Raw genomic sequence first — 20,108 nt, forward strand, 5'->3', positions numbered from 1 at the left:
CCGGTTCTGGTACCGGCAAGGTTCGGTGAAGTACCGGCAGGACCTGCGGTGCGTCAACCAACTCCGCCTCGCCAAGAAATAGAGCAACCAAGCACGCCCCCCAGAACATGTGGTTCTGGGGGGCGTCTTGACGTCACGGACCGGGGCGATGGACTCCGGGCGCCGACCGAGTTGTTGCTGCCCCCGACCCGCCCCCGGGTGCCCGGTTCGACAGGCCCAGGTGAACGATGCCGCGGCTCTGGGGACGGTCGGGCAGCTTCCCCGGCTCTTCATGGGCGCCTGACCGACTGAAGCGAAAGGCGCAGGACGTACGGCTCGCACAGAGGCCATTCGGCCATGACGGGGTGAAGGAGCCCGGCACCGCCCGCGGGCCGTGGCTCAGTTCACGGTGAGGACGGCGGAGTCGTTGCGGCTGTCCGGATCGAAGGCGGGCCGGTGGGAGTCGGCCGGGTCCGGGCCCCAGACCAGCTGGACGCCGCCCTTGGCGTGCGTGACCACGTCGTCGACCCGGAGAGTCAAGGAGAAGTTGGTGACTTGCCCCTTGGGCACGATGATGCCCGGCAGCGTGCAGACGTACGGTCCCTTCGCCTCGGCTGTCGGGTTGTTCTCCTGCCACGGGGCGCAGTTGGCCGAATGGCCGACGGCGGTGGTGCCGGGCGGGAGCGTCACCCAGGCGGTGGGCACTCCCTCACCGCCGCTGCGGTCGTACAGGGTCGCCGGACCGTTGGCGGTCAGGTGGAAGGCGAGGGTCGCGGCCTTGCCCGCGCCGGATTGAGCACTCGCGCCGGACACTGCGAAGTCGGCCGTGTTGCGGGCCCTCAGGGTGGCGATCCAGTAGTCGGTGACGCTGCCCGTCTGCGGCAGGGAGACGGAGCCCGCCGGGACCGAGGACCGCCGGCCCGCCTTGACCACCTTCAGTTTGAGCGCGGACCCCTTGCCCCACGTCCACTTGATGCCCTGTCCGTCCGGCCAGCCCGGCTGACCGAGAGGCGCGGTGAGCGCGTCGAGGTAGGTGTTGAGGGCGGTGGAGCCCACGTGCAGACGCACCGGGGCGGCGAGGGCAGCGGTCTCGCCGATGTTGATGGCGCCCTTGGGGTAGCACTCCGCGAAGTGGATCGCGCCGTTGAACCCGTACTTGCAGTTGGAGTAGTGGTCGGCGAAGTCCAGGCCGGGTGAGGCGGCCAGGACGGTCTGCACGCCTCGGGCCGGACGGTTGCCCATGTTGGTGAACCGGACCGGTTCGGCAACGTTGCTGCCGACCTTCAGGTTGGTGTGGTCGGCGAGGCGGTCGAGGCCGAAGGACGGCCCTCCCACGGTGACCGATCCCGTGCCGCCCGTGATCTGTGCATGCGCGGACCGGCCGGTGATCTTGTACGTTCCCGTGGCGCCCAGTCGGCTGCCTCTGAGCGCGGTCAGGGTCAACCGGGTCATGGCCCCGAGGCCGATGTTCGGGTTGGAGCCCGACTCGAACGACTCCGAGCACGTGGCGACCAGGCCATGGGCGGTGCAGTTGCTCGAGAACGCCACCTTGGCGATCTTCGACAGTCCCCGGGCGTCCACGGTCAGCGTGACATCGTGTGCCGTCAGGTTCTTGCTCTTGGTATGGAAGTCGAAGTACACGCCGTCCGTGGCAGGAGCAGCCGGCAAGGCCGCCGGGGTTGGTGCGTCAAGAGTGAGCACCGGCTGGCCCGAAACAGCAACAGCACCGGCTGGGCCGGCGCCCAGCAGCGATGCGGCCAGACCCGCAGCCGAAAGGAACACTGCGGCTAAACCGGTGAGGGAAATACGTCTCATCAACATCCTTACGTTTGAAGGGGGTTTACGCAGGCCGCCGACCAGCGGTCAGCGTGGTGCGGCCGGGGGCTGGAGTCCCGCCCGGTCGGTTCAGTGAGTCATCCGCCCGTCTCCTTCGCGGATGTGGCTGGAGCACGGCATCAGCAAGCCGGTCGCGCGGCCACACCACACCTCGGTGATGACGCGATGGTTCACAAGTAGGTCTCTTCCCACTCCCAGGGCTTGGCGTAGATCTTCTGCAGCAGTTCGGCGAAGGCATCGCTGTCGTAGAGCAGGCCGTTGTACTCCGCCGGGATCTGCTTGCCGTTGATCACAGCGGTGGGCGTTCCCGGTCCATCGGGGTCCTTCACCCCCCCCGGCCCGCTCGTACGCTTTCTGGGAGGTGGTGACGAAGGAGCGGTACTTCATGTTCTTCACGGCCGCGTTGAACTCCGGGCCGCGCAGGCCCTCGACCTTGCCGGCCAGTTCCAGCAGATAGGCGCCGGTGTAGTCGTCGGTGCTCTCCACGGGCTGGTGGGCGTAGAGCACCTCGTGGTACTCCACGAACTTGCCCTGCTCCAGCGCGGCGCGCAGTGCGTTGACCGCCTTCTTCGACCCGCTGCCGCCGGCCCGGTCGTCCAGGAAAGAGGCCAGGGTGTACTCGGTTCTCGTCCGGCGGTCGAGCATCGCTTCCCGCAACTGCGAGGAACCGCCGGTGGTCTCGAACTTCTCGCAGTACGGACAGCGCGGATCCTCATACAGGTGCACGGTCATCTTCGCGTCCGGATCGCCCACCAGGATGGTGGTGCCGTCCTTTCCGAGCTTCTCCGGCAGTTTCTCCGCGCTCCCGAACCCGGGCTTGGCCTGCGCCGCCCGCTGCCCGCACCCCGCCAGCATCAGCACCGCGGCCGCGCAGAGCACAGCCCACCGTCCCCCGCGCACCATGCGTCACCCCCTCCCCAGAGAACAACGCGACCTTAGATCACCGGTATGACAATCGCCCACGCCATTTCCGTTGAGGGACCGTTACCCCCTCCAAAGGCAGGAGACCGGCCTCGCCGCTGTCCAAAGGAGACGGCGTGCCTGTCATATCAGGGCGGTTCTCGTCGTCCAGCCGCCGCAGGAGCGAGTTGATGCTGCGGACTCTGCCTGGGCCCGGTCAGGTGCTGATCGTGGAGGTCGTCAACGTGGGGCTGTTCGTGACACCCGAAGCTCCGTGAGATACCGCTTGGTAACCCGGCCTGCGTACCGCCCGTCGATCAGCCCGGCGATGCACCCCAGCCCCTTCCCGGGCCTGCGGCGGCAGCGCCCGGTGGCCGGAGTAGGTCCGCAGCACCTCCAGGTACTCCGCCGTGGTGTACGTCAGGTCCCACTCGTAACGCCGGAAGACAACAGGGCCGAACCGGCCGCTGCATGCGACCTCGTCCGCGTGGTCCGAGGTGTCGACGTCCTCTGCGGCAGGAGGCCGCAGCCCCGCAGGGGTGGCCGGATCGAAACGCTCGTAGGAGTCCTGGACGTCGACGAAGTCCCAGGTGAGAGAGCGTTTCAGGTGGAACGGCAGCGTCTGCACGGTATCCACCAGCGCGTCGCGGACCAGCTCGGTGCCCGGCCATTCGGCAGGTGCAGGAGTATCACGTAGCGGGTGGCACGCTCGACAAGGGTGCCGATGGCGGAGGCGCCGTCCTTGCCGATGATCAGATCGCCCTCCCAGTGGCCAGGAACGGCCCGGTCCTCCACCTCGGCCGGCCGTTCGCTGATCATCACCATCGGGTCGCGGAAGCGGGACTGACGCTGCTGAGCCTGACGGCAGGGCTTGCGCCGCACGCGGCCCGTGCGCAGGGCTTGGGCCAGTTCGCGTCGCAGTTCACCGCGGCCCTGGACATAGAGGGCCTGGTAGACGGTCTCGTGGACCACGTGCATCTCCGGCCGTCCGTCGGGGGAAGCGGGCACGCAGAGCCTGGCAGATCCGCTCCGGGCTCCACCGTAGGTCCAGGTGATTCTGGATGAAGTCCCGCAGCTCGAGGTTCTGGCCGACCTTCCCCGGCGGTCGGCGCGCATCAGCGCGGGCCTGAGCTGCGTACGGGCGGTAATGCCACTGCCCACGAGTCCCGACGGTCCGGTTGCGGCGTACCCCTCTGCTGATGGTCGAGGGACTGCGGCCCAGTTCAGCAGCTATCGCACGGATCGTGGCCTTCTCCCGCAGCCGGTCGGCGATGTAGGCCCGGTCGTCCTCACACAGGTACCGGGACACGCCAGAAGGCGGCACCGCCGGTCGAACCGGGTGTGCCGCCATCTGCTTACGGTCGGCGTTGCGCCCGTTGCGCCATCGTCGGCCGGTCTTCGGATCGATACCGACGATCTGGCACGCCTTGTTGTTGCTCAGGCCCTGCTGCATGAGCTGGAAGTATGCCTCCCGCTCACGCAGCAGCTTCTTGCGTCCCTGAGCTACGGTCCGCAGCTCCCGAATCTTGAAGTCCATCGCATCTCCTGAACTGGGGTGTAGCGACGACCACTAGAACGGAAGCAGCACAGGCCGGGCCTTGCATGTCCCGGGTCGTACGGAGACGACTCAGGCGCTGCCCTTCTCCTCTGCGCGCCCCTGTACCCGCTCCGGGGCCGATGTCGGGACGCCGTCGGCCCACCAGGGACCCTGCACCGACGGCGTCGGCTGACACCTGCGGTTCGGCGGGCCCGGGCAAACCCGAGTCGGCTCGGGTACGGTTACGGCCAAGCCGCCCGTCGGTTGGCCGGCGAACCCCCTTCGGAAAACTCGAACCCACGGCCTTTTGCCGTCTCCTTAAGTCGTTCAAGTAACGCTCGGCAGTCCCCGAGCGCCCAGTGGTTGCCACCCTGCAAGGGCTGCCAGGTGTACTCGCCCCAGTAGTCCGACCAGTCCCCGTACCACGTCGAGTAGGAGGATCATCACGTCTTCGAAGCGCACCGCGTCGAGCCACGCGGCGGCGCTGGCCTTCGGGTTGTCGTGGCCGGCCCGCTGGTAGTGGAGCGTCAGCTCGTGCCTGAGCCGGCCGACGTCGAATTCGCGGTTGTAGATCAGGATCCGCTTCCCGGCCAGCGCGGTAGTGAGCTGCGGGAGGACGTCCTCGAGGGACGGCGCGTCACGGACCTGGTCGTCGAAGATGCCGTGCAGGTCGGTCGCGTCGACGGGGATCGGTTCGCCTGAGTTGAGGAGCGTGTCCACCAGGACGTCGCCGGACACCTTCTGGACGCCGAGGTCGACGATGAGGGCCTCCCGGTCCCGGCCTGTCGTCTCGGTGTCGAGGCGGCGACCAGCCGCGCGGCGAGGCCGGTGTCGAGGTCCCGCCCGGGCGCGTACGGCAGTTGCCCGAGCGCGGTCATGTCCGGCAGCGGCTCGTGGAGGTGCGCCTTCCCCGTTGCGGCGGACGCCCGGGACGCGCCCGTCGTCGCGGTGCGCTTCTTGTCCCTGCTCTTCTTCCGCTGGTTCCTGACCATTGGCAGTCCTCAACTCGCGTGCACGGATCCATGATCCGATACACGCGCGTGAGAGCTGACTGCGGTGATCGGTAACTGCGTCGAGCGGCGGTGTCTTTCGCACTGTCGCGCCCGGACCCGTGGTCCCGCGTACCTTCGCCTCAAACGCTCCCGGTCATGGGCTGAGGCGGGCTTGGGCCGGTGCACGACCCGTGTGAGGCACCATACCGGCCGCCACTGACAGTGATACGCGAATCCGTTCCCGCCGGTGACGGATCGTCGAGGGTGACGCCATAGCGAAGCCCCCGAATCTCACCTCCCAGCCGACCACTGTACGGAAGAGGAACTGCGCGAGGCGGGGTTACTGCTTGCCCAGTTCGCCGCCCACCACGAGCCGCTGGAGGCCGTAGGTGCCGACGTAGTACGCCGTCGGCGTGCCGACGGGACGCCGGGCGGGGTGCACCCGCCGGACTCGACAGCGACACCCACACCGTGTGGCGACGCATCGAACGACACGAGCCCGGCCGCATCGTCCACGCCCTATACGAGGGAACGACCGACGATATCGGCCGCGCCGTGCCGCTCACCGAGCACCCTGCAACCCGGCAACCCGGCAACCCGGCAACCCGCGACCTCATCGACAGTCTCAGCGCCGACGCAGTCAGCATCCAGACGGGTATCCCCGTACTCACCGCCGTCTACGTGCCGAACATGCCGCCCAACCGGCTGCACCGCAACTCGCCGATGGGCCGCGGCGATTACGCCGCGCCCCTTCTCGGCCTGTTCGCTGCCCTCGACATGACATGGACGTCATGGATCCGAGACGTGCGCCTCGCCCGCGGCCGACTGATCGTCCCGGACACCTACCTTCAGAACCTCGGCCCCGGCAAGGGCGCCATGTTCGACGAGGACCGCGAAGCAGGACGGCACCTGGGTCGGGGTCTACCTCGCGTCCGGCTCCTACGTGGACGCCGAGAGCTACCACGACTACGTGGACGTGCGCTGAGTAGCCTTTTCCGACGACCACCACGAAGGGCGCCCCGGGAACATCCGAGGCGCCCTTCACCTTTGCGGCGGCGTGGCTACGCGCCGCCAGGAGCTCCGCCTCCGTCCGGTCCGCATCCGGGTGAACGGGGAGGGCGACGCCCAGCCGAAGGGCCCGGCGCTGTTGGTGTTGCGCCCTGCGGTGGATCCGATGCCCACGCACGAAACGGGACTGATCATCGTGGCACTACCGATGGGCAGGGCCACCACTCCCCGGCTGCGGGCCCTGGCACCCCGAGCGCAGCCTCGGCGTCGTCCGGGAGCCGCGAAGACCGTCAGGGCTCACTGCCGGGCTGCCATTTATCGAATACCCAGCCTGGATGGGAAGTGCCGAGGTAGGGCAGGTGCGCGTCCCAGTCCACAGCTGTCAGTGTCTGGACCTGTTGCAGCGTGATGCGGCTGGCCGAGTCGGTGTTGAACCCCCAGGAGAAGCCGGCCAGCGGCAGCACGCGCCGTTCGGTGTCGTCCATCGGTGTCCATGCCAGAAAGCTGTGGGCCGTCCAGGTCAGTGGGTCTCGCTCGGCCCGTGACGGTGCGTCAAACAGGCTGGGATTGATACCGAAGAAGGCATACGGCGACAGCGCATCCTCGAACAGGTAGAACGGGTCCATGTCGAAGGCTGCCCCGGCGGAGGAGTTGTCCGTCGAACGCACCAGCTGAACCCAGCCGAACAGGGCCCGATACCCCTTGCCCGGATAGTCCACCTCAGCGGTGCAGCACGGGAAACCATCGGCTGAGGGGTGCTTGCCGATCGCAGCAGAATCATCGACGCGCTCCAGCGTCACCGGTACCGCACCCTGCATGTCGTCGCGTAGGAACGGAATGACCACGACGTCACTCTGCCGCTCGGACACGTCGGCGGCAAGGGCCGGGGCAGGCCAAGAGCCCACAGCAGGGGCCGAACGATGTCCGCCGTACCGATGTGCCACAGCAGCTTAAGGAACAGGCACCGGCTCAGCCAGTGGATCACCGATGACCGCGATGGGCTGCGTCGCGGGCGAAGACTTGGTACGCGCCATCGACTGCGTCAGGGGAGGTCGGGCAGCCGGAGTTCCATCAGCGGGGCGTACTGCTGTCCGGCGTAGCAGTCGCTGTCATGCAGGTCCCCCTGGACGCAAGGGCGTGGCAGGGAGACTTTGACGGCGAGGGCGCGGGGGTGGTTGACCACCAGGATCTCGTTCTCGCTGGTGTTGAACAGTCCGGCGAACAGGGTTCGGTTGAGGATTGCGGTCTTGGTGAGCGCTTCGTAGGTGTGCTGGTCGTGGCACATGAAGTCGAAGGTGAGGGTAAAGGGTCCGGCATTCTTGGAGCGGACCAGGGAACAGTAGTCGAGCAGTGTGGCCATGGTCAGACCTCTTCGGTGGTGGTGCGGAACAGTTCGGTGGGGGTGATGCCTGTGGCGACGTGGTTGAGCGTGAAGCGGTAGAGCGGGCCGCGGTCCATCTCGGGCGGTGAGTAGGGGTAGGCGAGGGTGGAGACCAGGCCGTCGTATTCGGGGATGGGCAGGTGCGAGGAGGCGTGGGCGACAAACGTGGAGATCGCGTGGGCGGTTGCCTGGTCGGGCGCGGTGACGGTGATCAGGACGCCAAGCTCCTGCGGTTGCAGGGGGCTGGGTTCGGTGCCAGCAAGGACGGCGCCGGCACCGAAGAGGCGGTAGTCGATGTCGACGGTGTCCGGGTCGACCCGGCCGTCGAATACGTCGAGGATCTTGGCGGCGAAGTACTTCTTGGCCATCGGCAGGAGTTCGGGCAGGCGGCCGATGACGACCTTGTCGCGGACGCCGCCGATGATGACGGTTTGGTAGCCGACGAGTTGGGCGCCTTCGAGCTTGTTGGTGTAGCCCTCGGCCTCGACGTAGCGGGCGCCGCGGACGCGGACGGTCTGCTCGTCGACGGCATCGTAGGTGGCGTGGCTGGTGTCGAGGGTGCCGGAGGGCTCGGCGATGTGGAACGGATCCGCGTTCTCGTACAGCGTGTGGGCGGCGACCGAGCGCGGGGTGAGGCGGCTGCCCTCGGCAAGGGAGGTCACGTCGAAGTGGTCGTCCCGCAGGGTGACCAGAAGGCCGTTGGCGGAAGGCGGGATCGCGCAGGCCGCACCGCATTCGATGGTCTTGGCCATGTGCCAGGTCAGTCCGGGGTCGGCGCCGTTCATGTGGGGCAGGGCGGCGAACAGGGCAGTGTCGCTGGCCCGTCCGGCGAAGATGACGTCGCAGCCGGCGGCCAGGGCTTCCTGGATGGGTTCGACGCCCATCATGGCGACGGTATGGCTGCGGGCGAACAACTCCCGCTCCACGACAGGGGCGTTGGCGAGTGGGTGGATGAGGTTCTGGTCGTACAGGCTTTGGAGGCGCTCGGCGCTCTGGTCGGAGTAGATGAGGCCGAGTTTGAAGTGCAGTCCCTCCTTCGCCGCGATGGCCCTGGCGAGGCTAGCGACCCGGTCGACGCCGACGTCCCGTCCACTGGTGCCGCAGGATCCGATGATCAGTGGCACTTGGAGGGTGTTGCGGGCCTTGAGGAGCAGGCGCAGGTCGCGGGTGACGGCCTGGTCGGAGAGTTTGGGTGTGCCGGAGCCGAGGGCGGCGGGGCCCGAGTCGGTGGATCCGGCGTCGCAGGCGATGACGTGGGGGCGGGCGGCGATGCCGCGATCGAGGGCGTCGGCGTCGAATCCGGCGCCGAGCGCCCCGGTCGGGGCGAGGATGCGCAGGTCCATAAGGGTGACTTTCTTGTGTGGTCGGGATCAGGAAGCGGCGGATGCTGTCCGGGGGGCGCGGCGGGCCACGAGGGTGAAGACGGCAAAGGTGACGGCGCCGAAGATCGCGGCGTTCAGGAGCATGTAGCGCCAGCCGGTGAGGTCGACGGTGGCGCCGAGCAGGGCGGGGCCGAGCGCCATGCCGGAGGCGGAGGCCACGGTGTACAGGCCGGTGTAGGCGCCCAGGACATGGTTGTTGGGGGCCAGGCTCCACAGGGCGACCAGGCCGTTGACGGAGAAGACGGCGTAGCCGATCGAGGCGATGGCCACGGAGAGGGCGGTGAACGTCGGAGTGGGCTCGGCGAAGCCGACCAGGAGGCCCGCGACGAACAGGGCTATGCCATAGCGGATCATGCGCAGTTCGCCGAGCCGGTGGGAGAGGTAGGCGAGCGGTACGACGCAGAGGAGGAAGGCGATCGCACCGGGGAGCGCGATGCCGCCGGCCGCACCGCGCGACATGCCGAGGACTTCGGTGCCGTACGGGGTGGTCAGGGAGCGCAGCGCCGCCCACATGCCGGCGAAACAGAAGATTCCTGCCATGAGCAGCAGGCGGGCCCGGCTCGGTTCCCGGATGAGGTCCTTGAGGACGGCCCACGGCGAGGAGAACGGATCGGCCTGCTCGTCCGCGGAGTCCTCGTGGCGCACCACGGCGGCATGGCGGCGCCCCAGAAAGCGGTAGGACAGTGCCACCATGACGATCATCAGGATCGGGGGGATGGCGAAAGCGGCCTTCAGGCTGTGGTCCACCACGAGCAGGCTGATCAGGGCCGAGACGATGATGGTGAGGCTGACGCCGGCCTTGATGAAGCCCTGGGCCTTGCCGCGCTGCTGGGGGTCGACGTAGTCGGAGACGAGGGTCTCGGTGACCCCTTTGAAGGAATTGGCGGTCACACCGAATGCGAACACGCACAAGATCAGCATCGGCAGGGTGGTGGCCCACGGGATCAGCGCAAAAGGCACGGCGGCTACGCAGGCCCCGGCGATGACGATGGGCCATCGGCCGGTGCGACGGCGGGCGAGGCGGTCGGAGATCAGGCCCATCCACGGCTGGATGACGACGCCGAGCCCGGTATCCAGGCCCATGATCAGGCCGATCACGGTGGCGGAGGACACGAAGTGGCGTAGCTGGGCGGGGACTTGGGCGTCGTAGAAGTTCCACACCGACTCCTGGGCGAAGATCGCGAGGGCGACCCACAGGACGGCGCTCCCGCTCATACGCTCCGGCCTTGCAGGCGCGGGGGCGGTCTTCGAGGGGGCAATGCCTGAAGGGGGTGGTGGGGGTATGTCTTCGTGCAACATAGCGGCGACTCCAACGCAATATGCTATAGCAATAGGGATATCTGCTTGAGCGGCCGGGTCTCGCGAAGTCGGCACGCAGGCAGTCCCGGGCGGTGGCACCCCTTCGATCCGGGCCGCCTTAGGTGGGCACCCAAGATTGACTCCTGCTATAGCAAAGAGTCAATGGTGGTGGGTAGGCGGACCGTGACCGTGGCTCCACGTTCTGGCCCGTTGTGGGCAGGAATAGTCGGGGTGACCGTGATGGTGCCGCCGTGGGCGGTGGTGATGTCGCGGGCGATGGCCAGGCCCAGGCCGGTGCCGGTGGCCTCGCCGGCGTGCCGGGTACGGGCGGCCTGCAGGCGTACGAAGCGGTCGAAGACGCGGTCGCGGTCCGCTTCCGGGATGCCGGGGCCGTCGTCGGCCACGGTCAGGACGGCGATGTCCGGGCCGTCCCTGGTCACCGTGACCTCGATGCCGTGGTCGGCGTGGCGGTCGGCGTTGTCCAGCACGTTACGGATCAGCCGGGTGAGCTGGTCGGGATCTCCGAGGACGCGCACGGTGTCGGCCGCATGGAGGCCGACAGGTACGCGGCCCGGCGCGGCGTCGATCGCGGACCGGGAGAGCGCCACAAGGTCGACCGGTTCCCGGTGGTGCAGCAGGGTGCTGTCGTCGGAGCGGGCCAGCACCAGGAGTGCTTCTACCAGGCGTTGCAGCCGGGCGGTCTCGGTGACGGCACGGGCGGCCAGTTCGGGCCACGGGGCCCGGTCGGGGTGGGCGAGTCCCACCTCCATCGAGGTGCGTACGGCTGCGAGGGGGGTGCGCAGTTCATGGGAGGCGTCGGCGACGAAGCGCCGTTGGCGGTCGGCAGACGCCTCGAGGCGGTCGAGCATGCCGTTCAGGGTGCGAGTGAGGCGGCCGACCTCGTCGTCGCTGCCGGGTTCGGGGATGCGCCGGTGCAGATCGCTGCCGGTGATCTCGGCGGCTTCGGCGCGGATGCGTTCGACCGGGCGCAGCGTTCGGCCGATCAGCAGCCAGGAGACGCAGACGGCGGCAAGCAGGATCAGGGGCAGTACATACAGAAGGTGCCCCTGGATGTCCTTGGTCAGGTAGGAGAGGAGCCGGGTGGAGCCGCCGACGTAGACGACGACGGGTTCGCCGGCGGTCACATAGCGCTGGGCGACGACCCGCTCGTCACCGCGGCCGGACGCCGAGGTCTTGGCCGGCTCGGGCGTGGTGCTGGCGGCGGGGAGTGTGTAGAAGGCGGGCTGTCCCGCGATGTTGGCCGTTGCGGAGATCACGGTGCCGGAGGAGTCCACGACTTGGGCCCACACGCTGGTGTCACCGGGAGCCGGAGGCAGGGGGTTGGGGATGTTGCCTGCGGTCGCGGACTGTCCTACGGAGTCCCCGTACGCGTTCAGCGTGGTCACGACGTTCGACCGTACGGAGCTGACCAGGGTGAAGGCGAGGACAGCCGTGACGAGCGCGACGGTCACGGTGATGGCGAGGGTGGCCAGCAGGGTGAGCCGCAGGCGAAGGGAGCGGCTAGGGGCGGTGCGGGTCAATGCGGTACCCCGATCCTCGGACCGTTTCGATGGTGCGGGCGGTGAACGGCCGGTCGATCTTCCGGCGCAGGTGGTGGATGCGGACCTCGACGACGGACGGGTCCGCCTGGGAGGACACGTCCCAGCAGTGTTCGAGGAGTTCACTCTTGGACACCGCGCGCCCCTCCGCGCGCAGCAGGTACTCCAGCACCGAAAGCTCGCCGGGCGTGAGGGCGATGGCCCGGCCTTCGCGGCGGACCACCCGAGTGGCCGGGTCCAGGGTCAGATCGCCGGACTGCAGCAGGGCGGGGCGCGGGTGTGCTGCACGGCGCAGGAGGGAGCGGATATGGGCGAGCAGGACGGGATACTCGAACGGCTTGGTGAGGTAGTCGTCGGCGCCCAGGTCCAGTCCCTCGGCCTGGTCGAGGGGTGCGTCCATGGCGGTGAGCATGAGGATCGGTGTCCACTTCCCGGCCTCGCGCAGCCGTGTGCAGACCTGGTAGCCGTCCAGTCCGGGGAGCATCACGTCGAGGATGATCAGGTCAAAGTCGTGCTCGGTGGCCTGCCAGAGCCCTTCGTTTCCGTCGGCGGTCAGCTGGGTCGAGTAGCCCTCGGCCCGCAGCCCCCAGGTCAGGGATGCGCCGAGGGCTTCGTCGTCTTCGATGACCAGGATGCGCATGGATCAAGCATGCACGGACGGGTGGGGGCCCGCCGGGTCGAGCGTGCCGTCGTCCCTGTCGTGGGCGTGGCGGTCCGGTCCTTCGCCGGCAGCGGCGGGCTTGATCCGCAGCAGGCGTGCCGCCCAGGCGGGCAGATACCAGTTGGCCCGGCCGAAGAGCACCACCAGGGCGGGGGTGAGCAGCGTCCGTACGATCAGGGCGTCGATCAGGATTCCCGCGGCCATGCCGGTGGCCATCATCTTGATGGTCACGTCCGGGGTCGAGGACAGTGAGATCAGGGCGAGGAACAGGATCAGGGCGGCGCTGGTGACCAGTCGGCCGGTGCGGCTGACCCCTTCGACCACGGCATCGTTGGTGCGTCCGGTGCGGTCGTAGGCCTCGCGGACCCGGGCCAGGATGAACACTTCGTAATCCATCGAGACCCCGAAGAGGAACCCGAACAGCAGCATGGGGACGAACGGGCTGATCGACCCGGTCGCGGGTATGCCCCACAGGGTGTTCGAGCCCCAGCCGTGCTGCCAGACGAGGACCAGTACGCCGTAGGCGGCGCCGACCGACAGCAGGTTCAGGGCGACCGCCTTGGCGGGCAGGATCAGCGAGCGCATTCCGCGGGCCAGCAGTACGAACGTCAGCACGGCGACCAGGCCGAGCAGGACGGGGAACCAGCTCGACATGATGTGGCTGACGTCGGTCGACTGGACCAGGTTGCCGCCGATCTTCGCGTTGTGCGGGACCGCGGCCCGCAGGTCGGACAGGGCCGTCCCGGCGTGGGCGGTACCGACCTCGCTCTTCGGCAGCGCCATGATCACCGAGCTGCCGGCATGGTGCCAGGCGGGGGTGTCGGCGACCAGGACGCCGTGGATGTCGGGCAGGCCGCGCAGGCTTGCGGCGGTGGCCGACGGGTCGGTGCCCCTCGGGAGTTCGATCGGGACGGAGGTGAGCACGCCGGTGGGGAAGCCGTCGTGCTGCAGGGCGGTCAGACCTTGCTGTGCGGGGCCGTTCGCGGCCAGCGACGTGGAGGCGGGAGCCGCACTGTTGAGGGTCAGTCCGAAGGCGCACAGGGTGCCCAGGATCGCGGTACCCAGCAGGGCAGCAGCCTTGGGGCGGGCCACGATGGTGCGTGCGGTGCGGGTCCAGACCCCGCCGGGCCCGGTGCTCTTGCGGCGGCGGATCCGGATCTTGTCCAGGCGCGGCCCGACCGCGGAGAGCAGCAGCGGGATGGTGGTGAGCGCCACCAGAGCCGCGACGGAAGGGATGAACAGGCCGGACAGGCCGACCCCTTGGAGGAAGGAGACGGGCACCACGATCAGCGCGAACAGGCCCAGCGAGGCGATGAGAGCGCTGAAGGCGACCGAGTGCCCGGCGCGGTTCAGCGACCGCAGGACAGCCTGCTTGTTGTCGGCGCCCCGGTCGCGTTCCTCGCGCCAGCGGTTCACCAGCAGCAGGGAGTAGTCGACCGAGAGTCCCAGGCCCAGCAGCGCGACGATGAACTGCACCGAGGGGTTGATGGCGATGTTGGTGGCATACGTCAGCCCCCAGATGGCCAGCTGCATCGACAGTACGGACACGATCGCCGACAGCAGCGGCAGGACGGCGAGTGCCGAGCCGAAGACCCAGGCCAGCACCAGCAGCGCGAGCCCGATGCCGACGAGCATCTCGGTCAGCACGCTGGAGCCGGACCCGGAGCCGCCGGAGCTGAGCTGTTCGATGCCGGTCTGGTGCACGGAGGCGCCGGGGACGGCGTGGGAGACCGCGGTACTCATGGCGTCCAGCACCTGCGGGGCGACCGGATCACCGGCCTGCGGCGGGTAGACCATCACCAGAGTGGAGGCCCCACCGGCGCCGACCAGGGCACGGTCACCGGTGCCGGCGTACGACAGGTCGCGTACCCCGGGCACGGACGTGGCGACCTTGTCCGCGGCGGCCAGGCCCGACTTCGCGGCGGGGCTGTCCGCGGTGACGCCGTGCGGCAGGTCGACGACCAGCACGCTGGGGTTGGCGCCCGCCCCGCCGTACTGCTTCTGCAGCGCGACGTTGGCGTGGTAGCTGGCCGTATTCACCGTCGTACCGCTCTTGAGTCGGTCGGCCACATGCGGTGCCACCAGCACCCCGACAACGGTGAGTGCGACCCAGGACAGGGCCACCCACATCCGGTGCCGCATGACGAATGCGGCGAAGCGTTCCACGAGATCCACCTCCACGACCTGGCCGGATGCACACGCACACCGGCAACGCTTCCGAAGGTAGAAACGCCAACCTTGCGATTCGCTTACCTCCCTGCCCTCGCGCCGCAGCACTGTTTCGGGGAGGTTGGAAGCAGATCACCCGGGGGTTTCGAAAGTCTTGACACCCTGGAAGCAGCAGTGCTGCCATAGCAAACACCAAACGCTGGAACGCCAGGCTCACCTTGCATGAGCCCCCAATTTTTACCTTCTGCTATAGCACATAGAATGCTCTGAAAGAGGTCGTCATGCGTGCCCGCCCCTCCCGCTCCGCCCTCCGCCTGGCGATCGCCGCTCTGGCGCTCGGCTCGGTGCTCGCCGGCTGTTCGTCCTCCGGCTCCGGGACCACTCCGGCCGCCACATCGCAGAAGCCCGCCGCCCCGGCCGCAGTGGCCGACCTGGTGGCGAAGTCGCATTCCGAGTCGGGGCTGATCATCTACGGCAATACGCCGGCCGCGGTCATCAAGCCGCTGCTCACGTCGTTCACCAGGGCCTATCCGTGGATCAAGCCCGGGTACTCGCAGCTCTCGGACAACCAGGTCTACAGCAAGTACCAGTCCGAGCACGCCCAGGGAGGCCACACCGCGGACCTGCTGATCTCCGATTCGATCCAGCAGGTCCTGCAGGGTACGGAGAACGGCCTGTTCGCCGACGTCACTCCGCAGGGTCTGGCGAACTTCCCGGCGTCTACCAACCAGGGCCACGGCGTGTACGTGATGTCGCCCGACCCGGTTCTGGTCTCGTGGAACGCCAAACTGCTGTCCGGTCCCAAGGTCCCCACCAGCTATGCGGGGCTTGCCGCGCGTGTGAAGAACGATCCGGCCCACTACCCGCTGGTCAGCTACTCGCCCAACAACCCGCTGGGCTACGAGGCCGTCTACGGACTCGTCCATATCCTCGGCGCTGACACCGTCTACGGGTATCTGGACGCCTACGGCCGGCGCACCAAGACCCTCGACGAGGGCCTGGACGGTCTGCAGTACATGGTCCAGGGCGGTGCCTCGGTGGGCTGGCTCTCCAGCGGCCTGGCTCAGGCGATCATCCCGAAGTACAAGGGCCTTGCCGCCTACGGCTACATGAGCGACGCCACCCCGCTCACTCCGCGCCTGATCACCCAGACCACCGGAGCCGCCTCTCCGGCCTCGGCCCAGCTGTTCCTGGACTTCATCTACAGCGCCGCCGGCCAGCGGGTCATGTGTGCAGCGGGGATGGAGGCGTCCATGAACAACTTCACGTCCGCGTCCGGCTGCACGGCGAACCTGACCGACCTGGCCAAGCACGTACCCGCCAAGACCATGTACCTCGTCCCGGTCTCCCGGGACGTCATCGACCAGCAGAAGGCCATCACGGACCGCTGGAACAAGGCCCTGGGGCGCTGAGCGCGCCATGGCCCTGCACCCGCTCGCCGCTGCCCCGGCCGCTCGGCGCGACCGGCGCCGCCGCCACCTGCCCGCCGGTCCTGGCCAGTACCTGATCTGGGCCACGGTCGCCGTCTTGACCCTGGCCCCGCTCGTCCCGCTGGTCATCACCTCGCTCCGCTCGAAGCCGTACTACCTGCCCGGAGGCGTGTTCAGCACCGATGCCTACCGGCAGCTGTTCACCGACCCGGCCTTCCACCAGGCCGCCTGGAACACGGTCGTTTTCGCGCTCACGGCCACCGCACTGGCACTGCTGCTCGGTGCCGCCTTCGCCGTCCTGGTCACCCGCACCAACCTGCCCGGCAGACGCCGGCTGGGCCCGGCACTGCTGGCCCCGCTGCTAGTCCCGCCGTTGGGGCTGATCGTCGGCTGGGAGTCCTTGTACGGTCCGGCCGGCTACCTGACCCAGCTGTGGTCCAAGAACCTGCACCTGCCCGCCTGGAACCTCACCTCGCTGCCCGGCATGTCCGTGCTCGGCGCCGTCGTCACCCTCCCCATCGCCTACCTGACCTGCAAGGCCGTCCTCGACGGCGCGGACGGCACGCTCGAGGACGCGGTCCGGGCCTGCGGCGGCGGCACGGTGCGCGTCCTGCGCACCGTGACGCTGCCGATGCTGCGCACCGCCCTGCTCGACAGCGGCATGCTCATCTTCACGCTCTGCCTGGAGGTCCTGGGCATCCCGCTGTTCCTGGGCCGCCCGGCGAACATCCAGTTCATCGCCAGCTACCTCTACGACACCTGGTCCAGCAGCAGCATCCCCGACCCGCCTGTCGTTTCCGGCGGGGCGATCCTGCTGCTCGCCGTGGCCTCGGCCCTTCTGACCGTACGGGGCCGACTGCTGCGGCACGCTGCGCGCTACTCCAGCGGTACCCGGGCCGCCCCGCCCGCCCGCCCCCTGGACCTGGGCCGCTGGCGGATTCCCGCAGCCGTGGGCATGGCCGGTTTCGTAGCCTTCACGTGTGTGATTCCACTGCTGGGCCTGGCGTTGATGTCGTCGGTGACCGACTTGACCACCCTGGTGGCGCCCTGGCACTTGTGGAGCGCCGCCAACTGGCATGAGATCTGGGGCGATCCCGCCCTGCACCGTGCGGTCACCAACAGCCTGATCGTCGCCGTCATCGGCAGTGCGGCGACCGTTGCCGTGGTCGCACTGGCCACCGTCATCGCCCATCACTCCGGCTTCCGGCTGCGCCGCACCCTGCCCGCTCTGCTGGTCTACCCGCGGGCCACCCCCGGCATCGTCTTCGGCGTCGGCTTCTTCTGGCTCTTCCTGATCGTCGACTGGCCCGGGGCGCTCCTGCGCAACAGCCTGTGGGGCGAACTGCTCGCCCTGAGCGTGCGCAACATGACCCTCGCCTACATCGTGCTTGCCCCCGCTCTTGCCCGGATCAGCCCGGAACTGGCCAAGGCGGCGGCCGCCTCCGGCGCGGGCTGGTGGTCCGCCACCCGTCGCATCACCCTGCCCCTGCTGCGGCCTGCCCTGCTCAGCGCCCTGGTGCTGATGTTCGTGACCCTGGTCAGCGACTACGACCCGGTGGTCTTCCTGACCAAGCCCGGCACCGAACTCCTGGGCACCAGCATGCTCCAGACCTGGGCCAAGGGACTGCCCGGTCCCGTAGCTGCCATGGCCCTGGTCCAAGTCGTCCTCGTCGCCGCCGCCCTGTCCCTCGGCCTCGGCCTCGGGTGGACCCTGCGCAAGAAAGGCCGCCATGCCTGAGATTTCCATACACGAGCTGACCCAGACATTCGGGAGTACCCGCGTCCTGGACCGGGTCGGATTCACCGTCCCCGACGGCAAGTTCGTCACCCTGCTCGGCCCCAGCGGCTGCGGCAAGACCACCACCCTGATGTCCATCGCCGGATTCCACACCCCCGACGCCGGCACCATCGCCCACGGCGAGCGCGTGTTGTTCGACGCCGCCCGCCGCCACAACATCCCTGCCGAGCAGAGAGAGTTGGGTGTGGTCTTCCAGTCGTACGCTCTGTGGCCGCACCTGACCGTGGCACAGAACGTCGCCTTCCCTCTGAAGATCCGGCGCACCGACCGCGCCGAGGTCAAGCGACGGGTCGGTGAGGTCCTCGACCTGGTCGAACTCGGCCATCGCTCCGACGCACACCCGCACCAGCTCTCCGGTGGTCAACAGCAGCGCGTCGCCCTGGCCAGGGCGCTCGCCCACGGCCCCAGCGCACTCCTGCTCGACGAGCCCTTCTCCAACCTGGACGCACAACTGCGTGAACGCGCCCGCGAATGGCTCGGCACTCTCCAGCGCGACCTCAGCATCACCACCGTCTTCGTCACCCACGACCAGGCTGAGGCCCTCTCCATGAGCGATGAAATCCTGGTCATGCACCACGGCCGCATTGTGCGCGCAGGAACCCCCGAAGACGTCTACCACCGCCCCGGAAGCCGCTTCGCCGCCGAATTCCTGGGTCGCTGCAACTTCCTCACCGGCGAGGCACGTTCGGCCGGAAACGGAACATGGGTGCTGGAAACCCCGGGCCTGACCGGCGGTATCTCGTTCCGGACCGACGCCCGGCCCGCGCCGGGGCCGGTCACCGTGGCCATCCGCCCCGAAGCCCTGACCGTCACCGCGTCCGGCACCGGCATTCCAAGCACGGGATGGCAGGCGGAGGTCACGCACACCACCTTCCTCGGCGACCACTACCTCCACACCCTCCGGATCGGGCCCCATGTCCTGACGGCTCCCACCACGCGCGCTCTCCATACGACGACCGTCCGGGTCGATCTGGCCGCCGATGCCGCCAGTCTCGTCACCGAGGACAGTGGCCCGCAGCGCGTCGACCAGCCCGTCCCCGAGCTGCACAGTGTTTGACAGCCTTGCTGTAGCAGACATCAAATAGTGCAATGACGCTCCCGGCACTCAGCGCGCAGTCACTGGCCGACCAGGCATACCGGGCACTGCGAGGCGCGATCATCGCGGGCGACCTGCCCCGGGGAGACAAGATCACCGAACGTGGTCTGGCCGAACGCCTCGGCGTCAGTCCCACCCCCGTCCGCGAGGCCCTGCGCCGGCTCGAACAAGAGCAACTCGTCGAGCGCACCGGGGCCCGCTCCCTGCGGGTGACCACCGTGTCCGCCGAGGCCCGCACGGAGAGCGGCACGATCGAGGCCGCGCTGGAGGGCGTCGCGGCACGCTTCGCTGCTCAGAAGGCATCCGCACAGCAACTCGATCAGATGGAGCGCCAACTGGACACGGCCGACGAGGCGGCGAGTGCTCTGCGCGCAGACCGCGACGCCGGCCGGGGGCTCAACCCCGACCAGATGGAGAGCATCTTCAACGCGGTACGCCAATTCCACACACTGGTCGAGGAGGCGGCGGACAACGTCCAGTTGACACGGACACTGGAGCAGGTCCGTGCGTTCAGCCGCTCGGAACGGCTGAAGATCGCCTCGGCCCAGCTGTCCACAGGCTCACCGGGACAGATCCATCGCTACGGGCAGCACCGCGAGATCCTGGCCGCCCTGCGGGAACGTGACGCAGAGCAGGCCGAACACCTGGCACGTGAACACGCCGCCTCGGCCGCCAGTGACCTTGCCGGCTGGGACAGCTGACCCTATGCCGCATCGTGGTTCTTCACGGGACTCGAGGGTCGTCACTCGCGGCGTCGCGTGTGCCAGCGCTTCCGGGCAGAGGGCATTGTGCACACCCTGAGCAGTGCACAAATGCCGGACGGTGGGGAGACCTAGACATACGACATCGATCTCGTCACCGCGCATCGCATTTGGAACCTCGCAATTGAGGAGGCAGCGCGCCTCCGGCCGACGCTGCAGCCGAGCCGATGTCATCGCGATTGACCCCGACTACAAGGCGCGCGTAGTCATCCAGTGCTAGGGCGTGTTTGAGATGTTGATCAAGGTCGTGAAACGATCTTCAGATGTCTCGTGGCGATCTGACGGATACACAGTGGGAGCGGCTGGAGCCGCTGTTGCCG

14 protein-coding genes and 2 pseudogenes are annotated in these 20,108 nt (G+C 68.4%); 4 read left to right on the top strand and 12 right to left on the bottom strand.

Translation table 11 applies throughout. The features are described 5' to 3' along the window. Nucleotides 1-378 precede the first annotated feature (378 nt). The 12 genes and pseudogenes from ACFZDJ_RS54545 to ACFZDJ_RS54600 form a co-directional block, all read right to left on the bottom strand. On the bottom strand, nucleotides 379-1,647 hold the full coding sequence (locus tag ACFZDJ_RS54545) for a hypothetical protein (protein ID WP_391070725.1): 1,269 nt from the start codon (nucleotides 1,645-1,647) through the stop codon (nucleotides 379-381). Nucleotides 1,648-1,884: 237 nt separating this feature from the next. Beyond that, nucleotides 1,885-2,718 (bottom strand): thioredoxin domain-containing protein, encoded by an 834-nt coding sequence (locus ACFZDJ_RS54550; protein ID WP_391070727.1) that lies wholly within the window; start codon nucleotides 2,716-2,718, stop codon nucleotides 1,885-1,887. 237 nt (nucleotides 2,719-2,955) lie between these two features. Further along, nucleotides 2,956-3,298 (bottom strand): annotated as a pseudogene (locus tag ACFZDJ_RS54555) (SAM-dependent methyltransferase); the annotation flags it as partial. Continuing rightward, nucleotides 3,299-4,252: pseudogene (locus tag ACFZDJ_RS54560) on the bottom strand (IS30 family transposase); the annotation flags it as partial. It lies immediately after the preceding pseudogene. Between the two features lie 327 nt (nucleotides 4,253-4,579). Beyond that, nucleotides 4,580-5,347, bottom strand: coding sequence for an exonuclease domain-containing protein (locus ACFZDJ_RS54565; protein ID WP_391070728.1), 768 nt, complete (start codon nucleotides 5,345-5,347; stop codon nucleotides 4,580-4,582). Nucleotides 5,348-6,542: 1,195 nt separating this feature from the next. Next, nucleotides 6,543-7,097 carry a hypothetical protein gene (locus ACFZDJ_RS54570; protein WP_391070730.1) on the bottom strand — a complete coding sequence of 185 codons (555 nt, stop codon included), beginning with the start codon at nucleotides 7,095-7,097 and terminating at the stop codon, nucleotides 6,543-6,545. A 197-nt stretch (nucleotides 7,098-7,294) separates the two neighbouring features. Beyond that, entirely contained in the window at nucleotides 7,295-7,612 is a 318-nt protein-coding gene (locus ACFZDJ_RS54575; protein ID WP_390933410.1) for a DUF4387 family protein, read from the bottom strand. A gap of 2 nt (nucleotides 7,613-7,614) precedes the next feature. Further along, nucleotides 7,615-8,976, bottom strand: coding sequence for an acyclic terpene utilization AtuA family protein (locus tag ACFZDJ_RS54580; protein ID WP_391070732.1), 1,362 nt, complete (start codon nucleotides 8,974-8,976; stop codon nucleotides 7,615-7,617). A gap of 27 nt (nucleotides 8,977-9,003) precedes the next feature. Continuing rightward, nucleotides 9,004-10,230, bottom strand: a complete 1,227-nt coding sequence (locus tag ACFZDJ_RS54585; RefSeq protein WP_391070734.1) for an MFS transporter — start codon at nucleotides 10,228-10,230, stop codon at nucleotides 9,004-9,006. Nucleotides 10,231-10,460: 230 nt separating this feature from the next. Further along, nucleotides 10,461-11,855, bottom strand: a complete 1,395-nt coding sequence (locus ACFZDJ_RS54590; protein WP_391070736.1) for an ATP-binding protein — start codon at nucleotides 11,853-11,855, stop codon at nucleotides 10,461-10,463. Beyond that, the gene (locus tag ACFZDJ_RS54595; protein ID WP_391070737.1) at nucleotides 11,836-12,513 is read right to left on the bottom strand and encodes a response regulator; all 678 of its coding nucleotides are present in this window, start codon (nucleotides 12,511-12,513) and stop codon (nucleotides 11,836-11,838) included. The genes ACFZDJ_RS54590 and ACFZDJ_RS54595 overlap by 20 nt, the downstream gene beginning before the upstream one ends. 3 nt (nucleotides 12,514-12,516) lie before the next feature. After that, nucleotides 12,517-14,700 (bottom strand): MMPL family transporter, encoded by a 2,184-nt coding sequence (locus tag ACFZDJ_RS54600; RefSeq protein ID WP_391070739.1) that lies wholly within the window; start codon nucleotides 14,698-14,700, stop codon nucleotides 12,517-12,519. A gap of 284 nt (nucleotides 14,701-14,984) precedes the next feature. On the opposite strand from ACFZDJ_RS54600, the gene ACFZDJ_RS54605 reads away from it, so the two are divergent. From ACFZDJ_RS54605 to ACFZDJ_RS54620, 4 genes are read left to right on the top strand one after another with little or no spacing between them, the layout of a single operon-like run. Continuing rightward, the gene (locus tag ACFZDJ_RS54605; RefSeq protein ID WP_390933416.1) at nucleotides 14,985-16,115 is read left to right on the top strand and encodes a substrate-binding domain-containing protein; all 1,131 of its coding nucleotides are present in this window, start codon (nucleotides 14,985-14,987) and stop codon (nucleotides 16,113-16,115) included. 7 nt (nucleotides 16,116-16,122) lie between these two features. Beyond that, nucleotides 16,123-17,871, top strand: coding sequence for an ABC transporter permease subunit (locus ACFZDJ_RS54610; RefSeq protein WP_391070741.1), 1,749 nt, complete (start codon nucleotides 16,123-16,125; stop codon nucleotides 17,869-17,871). After that, nucleotides 17,864-18,988, top strand: a complete 1,125-nt coding sequence (locus ACFZDJ_RS54615) for an ATP-binding cassette domain-containing protein (RefSeq protein WP_391070743.1) — start codon at nucleotides 17,864-17,866, stop codon at nucleotides 18,986-18,988. The genes ACFZDJ_RS54610 and ACFZDJ_RS54615 overlap by 8 nt, the downstream gene beginning before the upstream one ends. A gap of 32 nt (nucleotides 18,989-19,020) precedes the next feature. After that, nucleotides 19,021-19,728 (top strand): GntR family transcriptional regulator, encoded by a 708-nt coding sequence (locus ACFZDJ_RS54620; RefSeq protein WP_390933419.1) that lies wholly within the window; start codon nucleotides 19,021-19,023, stop codon nucleotides 19,726-19,728. Nucleotides 19,729-20,108 lie beyond the last annotated feature (380 nt).

The organism is Streptomyces sp. NPDC007896 (assembly GCF_042959425.1).
GTDB lineage: Bacteria > Actinomycetota > Actinomycetes > Streptomycetales > Streptomycetaceae > Streptomyces.

What these genes read in the sequence shown, in the direction of transcription:
- ACFZDJ_RS54550 (WP_391070727.1), bottom strand. Translation starts at nt 2,718, where the DNA reads ATGGTGCGCGGGGGACGGTGGGCTGTGCTCTGCGCGGCCGCGGTGCTG.
- ACFZDJ_RS54575 (WP_390933410.1), bottom strand. Translation starts at nt 7,612, where the DNA reads ATGGCCACACTGCTCGACTACTGTTCCCTGGTCCGCTCCAAGAATGCC.
- ACFZDJ_RS54580 (WP_391070732.1), bottom strand. Translation starts at nt 8,976, where the DNA reads ATGGACCTGCGCATCCTCGCCCCGACCGGGGCGCTCGGCGCCGGATTC.
- ACFZDJ_RS54585 (WP_391070734.1), bottom strand. Translation starts at nt 10,230, where the DNA reads ATGAGCGGGAGCGCCGTCCTGTGGGTCGCCCTCGCGATCTTCGCCCAG.
- ACFZDJ_RS54595 (WP_391070737.1), bottom strand. Translation starts at nt 12,513, where the DNA reads ATGCGCATCCTGGTCATCGAAGACGACGAAGCCCTCGGCGCATCCCTG.
- ACFZDJ_RS54605 (WP_390933416.1), top strand. Translation starts at nt 14,985, where the DNA reads ATGCGTGCCCGCCCCTCCCGCTCCGCCCTCCGCCTGGCGATCGCCGCT.
- ACFZDJ_RS54610 (WP_391070741.1), top strand. Translation starts at nt 16,123, where the DNA reads ATGGCCCTGCACCCGCTCGCCGCTGCCCCGGCCGCTCGGCGCGACCGG.
- ACFZDJ_RS54615 (WP_391070743.1), top strand. Translation starts at nt 17,864, where the DNA reads ATGCCTGAGATTTCCATACACGAGCTGACCCAGACATTCGGGAGTACC.
- ACFZDJ_RS54620 (WP_390933419.1), top strand. Translation starts at nt 19,021, where the DNA reads ATGACGCTCCCGGCACTCAGCGCGCAGTCACTGGCCGACCAGGCATAC.